This window comes from Sphingomonas sp., assembly GCF_035758555.1.
Classification (GTDB): domain Bacteria; phylum Pseudomonadota; class Alphaproteobacteria; order Sphingomonadales; family Sphingomonadaceae; genus Sphingomonas_B.
Window position 1 is genome coordinate 1 of record NZ_DASTXI010000207.1, and the last position, 3,830, is coordinate 3,830.

A 3,830-nucleotide genomic window follows, 5' to 3' on the forward strand; every position below is an offset into this window, starting at 1 on the left:
CGACCTGCTGTCGCTGGATGGCGAGGATCTGAAGCGGCTGCCCAATCTGGAGCGCAAGGAACTGCTCCGCACGATCATCCCCGACGAAGGCCCGATCCTGTTCGCCGAACATGTGATCGGGGAGGGTGAAAAGCTGTTCCAGGCGATGTGCCGCGAAGGCTTCGAAGGCATCGTCTCGAAACGCGCAGACGCCGCTTATCTGGGCAAGCGCACGCAGAACTGGCTGAAGATCAAATGCATCCAGCGCCAGGAATTCGTGATCGTCGGCTGGACGCCGAGCTCGGCGCGCGGGCGCGGCTTCCGGTCGCTGCTGCTCGGCCTGAACGAAGGCGGCAAGCTTCGCTACGCCGGCAAGGTCGGCACCGGCTTCAACGCCCAGCTGATCGAGGAGCTGAGCGCGAAGCTCGAGACACTGAAGAGCGACAAGCCGACCGTCGAGGCGCCGCGCGCGGCCGTCCGCGGCGCGCATTGGGTGAAGCCGGAGCTGGTCGCCGAAATCGCCTTCACCGAGTTTACGGCCGACAACGTCGTTCGCCACGGCAGCTTCATCGGCCTGCGCGAGGACAAGAAACCGGCCGAGGTGAAGCCGGAAAAGCCGGTCGAGCCGCCGGCGGCGCCCGAGACCAGCGTCAGGATCAGCAACCCCGAGCGGGTGATCTACCCCGATTCGGGCATCACCAAAGGTCAATTGGCCGCCTATTATGCGCAAGTCTCGGGCATCATGCTGCCCTGGCTCGCGAACCGGCCGATCAGCCTGGTGCGGTGCCCGCAGGGCCGTGCAAAGAAATGTTTCTTTCAGAAGCACGATTCCGGAAGCTTCGGCGAGCATGTCCATCACGTGCCGGTGAAAGAGAAGAACGGCTCGACCGAGGACTATCTGTATGTCGAATCGGCCGAGGGGCTGCTGACCTGCGTGCAGATGGGCACGATCGAGTTCCACGGCTGGGGCAGCCTGGTGCCGGACATCGAAAAGCCCGATCGGGTCGTGTTCGACCTTGACCCCGACGAAGGGCTGGGTTTCGAGCAGGTGAAGAAGGCGGCGATCGACCTGAAGCGCTATCTGGGCGACCTGGGCCTCGTCACCTTTCCGATGCTGACCGGCGGCAAGGGCGTGCACGTGATCGCGCCGTTGACGCCGCAAGCGACCTGGCCCGCTGTCAAGGATTTCACCCACCGCTTCGCGCTGGCGCTGGAGCAGTCTGAGCCGGAGCGGTTCGTCGCCAACATGTCGAAGGCGAAGCGCGTCGGCCGCATCTTCGTCGATTATCTGCGCAACCAGCGCGGCGCGACCGCGATCCTGCCCTATGCGGCGCGCGCGCGGCCGCACGCGCCGGTCGCCGCCCCGATCAGCTGGGAGGAACTGAAGGACCTGGACAGCGCCGCCCGCTTCACGGTGCTGGACGGCAAGGAACTGATCGAGCGCGCCAACGCACGCGCGCTCAAGGGCTGGGGCGTCGCCGAACAGGTGCTGCCGGATTTCTAGAAGCTGAACTCTTCGTAGATGCGCCCGAGGTCGCCAGCCCAGGCGCCGTGGTAGAGGTTGAGCAGCCGCTGGGCAGGCACGATGCCGGTGCGGACCGTCTCGCGCAGCGGTTCCAGAAAGCCGGTTTCGCTGTCGCCCGATTCGCTGAGCTCCGCCCGGTCGCGCAGGCCGGCCGCGGCGATGTCGAGCACCTCGCCGGCAATGTCCGCCAGCTTGCCGCCGCCGGGCAGCGGGGCGTCCAGCGCCAGCTTGGGCACGCTGTTTCTCAGCGCCTCGCGATCCTCCATCGACCAGCCCTTGACCAGGTCCCACGCCGCGTCGAGCGCGCTGCCACTGTAGAGCAGCCCGACCCAGAGCGCCGGCAGCGCGCAGATCTTGCTCCAGCGGCCGCCGTCCGCGCCGCGCATTTCCAGGAACGTCTTCAGCCGCACCTCCGGGAAGGCGGTCGAAAGGTGGTCGGACCAGTCGGACAGCCGCGGCTTCTCGCCCGGCAGCGCCGGCAGCTCGCCTTTGAGGAAATCGCGGAAGCTCTGCCCCGCGGCGTCGATATATTTGCCGTCGCGGAACACGAAATACATCGGCACGTCGAGCGCATAATCGGCATAGCGTTCGTAGCCGAAACCGTCCTCGAACACGAAAGGCAGCATGCCGGTGCGCGCCGGATCGGTGTCCGACCAGATATGGCTGCGGTATGAGAGGAAACCGTTCGGCTGCCCTTCAGTGAAGGGCGAGTTGGCGAACAGCGCCGTCGCGAGCGGCTGCAGGGCGAGGCCAACGCGGAACTTCTTCACCATGTCAGCTTCGGATGCGTAATCGAGATTTACCTGAATGGTACAGGTGCGCAGCATCATGTCGAGGCCGAGGCTGCCGACGCGCGGCATGTGGCGCAGCATGATCGCGTAGCGGCCCTTTGGCATGATCGGCAGCTCGGCGCGCGTCTTGTCCGGCCACATGCCGAGGCCGAGAAAGCCGAGGCCGAGCTCGTCGCCCACCGCCTTGACCTGCTCCAGGTGCCGGCCGGTCTCGGCGCAGGTCTGGTGCAGGTTTGCGAGCGGCGCGCCGGAAAGCTCCAGCTGGCCAGCGGGCTCGAGGCTGATCGTGCCGTCGGGGCCGCGCAGCGCAATCACGTTGCCGCCTTCGACTACGGGCTCCCAGCCGAAGCGCGTCAGACCCTGGAGCAGATCGCGGATGCCGCCCGGCTCGTCATAGCTCGGCGCGCGGTGATCGGCGGTGCGGTAGACGAATTTCTCGTGCTCGGTGCCGATCCGCCACGCGTCACGCAGCTTCTCCCCGCTCGCGAAGAGGGAGATCAGCTGGGCGCGATCCTCGATGATCGGATCGTCTTTGCCGGTTTCTTCGCGCGTGCTCATCGGGCGCGCATCTAGTGAGTGGCAGGCCGTCTGAAAACTGGTTTCGCGACGCTACCAATCGCCGGCGGCGGCCATCCAGACGCTGACCGCAGCCAGGGCGGCAGTCTCCGCCCGGAGAATGCGGGGGCCGAGCGAGATCGATACCGCCGGAGAGAGCGCGCGGATCGCGTCGCGCTCGGCGGGATCGAAGCCGCCTTCGGGGCCGATCAGGATCGCGGCCGGGCCGGGCCGGGCGCGCACCGCGTCGAGGATCGGCGTGCCGCCTTCCTCGTCGGCGAAGAATAGCGCGCGATCGGCAGGCCAGTCGCGGAGCAAGGCATCGAGCGGCACCATCTCCGCCAGCTCAGGGAGCGCGGTACGCTCGCACTGCTCGGCCGCCTCGATCATGTGCGCGCGCAGGCGATCGCGGTTGAGCTTGTCGACCACCGCGCGGCGGGTGGAAACCGGCACCAGCCGGGCGACGCCGAGCTCCGACGCCTTCTCGGCGATCCAGTCGATCCGGCCACGCTTGATCGGCGCCGCGCAGAGCCACAGGTCCGGGACGTCTTCGCGGGCCCGCAGCCTGGCGACGATGCGGACGACCAGGTCGCGCTTGCCCGTCGCCGCGACCTCGCCGAGCCATTCGCCGGTCAGATCGTCGAACAGCTTCACCGTACCGCCGGCCTTCATCCGCATCACCGAGAGCAGATAATGCGCCTGCCTGCCTTCGATGCGCAGCTCCATGCCGTCGGCGAGCGGCTGGTCGATGAACAGGCGCGGCGCGCTGTGCGGCGGCCAGGCGGGGGTGGCGGGCATGCTCCACCCATGCCGTTCGCTTCGAGCGAAGTCGAGAAGCGCGTGTCTCGACTTCGCTCGACACGAACGGATGTGTATGGCCGAAGGATGGACGCCCTTCCCGATACCGAGCACCGAGGCCTCGCGCGATCCGGCCTGCTGCGGCCGTACATCCTGCTCGCCCGGCTCGACCGGCCGATCGG

At 67.4% G+C, this 3,830-nt stretch carries 3 protein-coding genes; 1 reads left to right on the plus strand and 2 read right to left on the minus strand.

What is annotated here, in order from left to right:
• A partial coding sequence (gene ligD, locus VFT73_RS12435) for a DNA ligase D (RefSeq protein ID WP_326411572.1) occupies nt 1–1,483 on the plus strand: 1,483 nt, incomplete at its 5' end.
• Here the strand turns inward: ligD and VFT73_RS12440 are convergent.
• Both VFT73_RS12440 and VFT73_RS12445 read right to left on the minus strand, forming a co-directional pair.
• The gene (locus VFT73_RS12440) at nt 1,480–2,853 is read right to left on the minus strand and encodes a glutamate--cysteine ligase (RefSeq protein WP_326411574.1); all 1,374 of its coding nucleotides are present in this window, start codon (nt 2,851–2,853) and stop codon (nt 1,480–1,482) included. The genes ligD and VFT73_RS12440 overlap by 4 nt on opposite strands.
• A 51-nt stretch (nt 2,854–2,904) precedes the next feature.
• Nucleotides 2,905–3,648 carry a 16S rRNA (uracil(1498)-N(3))-methyltransferase gene (locus VFT73_RS12445; protein ID WP_326411576.1) on the minus strand — a complete coding sequence of 248 codons (744 nt, stop codon included), beginning with the start codon at nt 3,646–3,648 and terminating at the stop codon, nt 2,905–2,907.
• Nucleotides 3,649–3,830 lie beyond the last annotated feature (182 nt).

Excerpts from the sequence above, each read along its gene's own strand:
- VFT73_RS12440 (WP_326411574.1), bottom strand. The coding sequence starts at position 2,853 with ATGAGCACGCGCGAAGAAACCGGCAAAGACGATCCGATCATCGAGGAT.
- VFT73_RS12445 (WP_326411576.1), bottom strand. The coding sequence starts at position 3,648 with ATGCCCGCCACCCCCGCCTGGCCGCCGCACAGCGCGCCGCGCCTGTTC.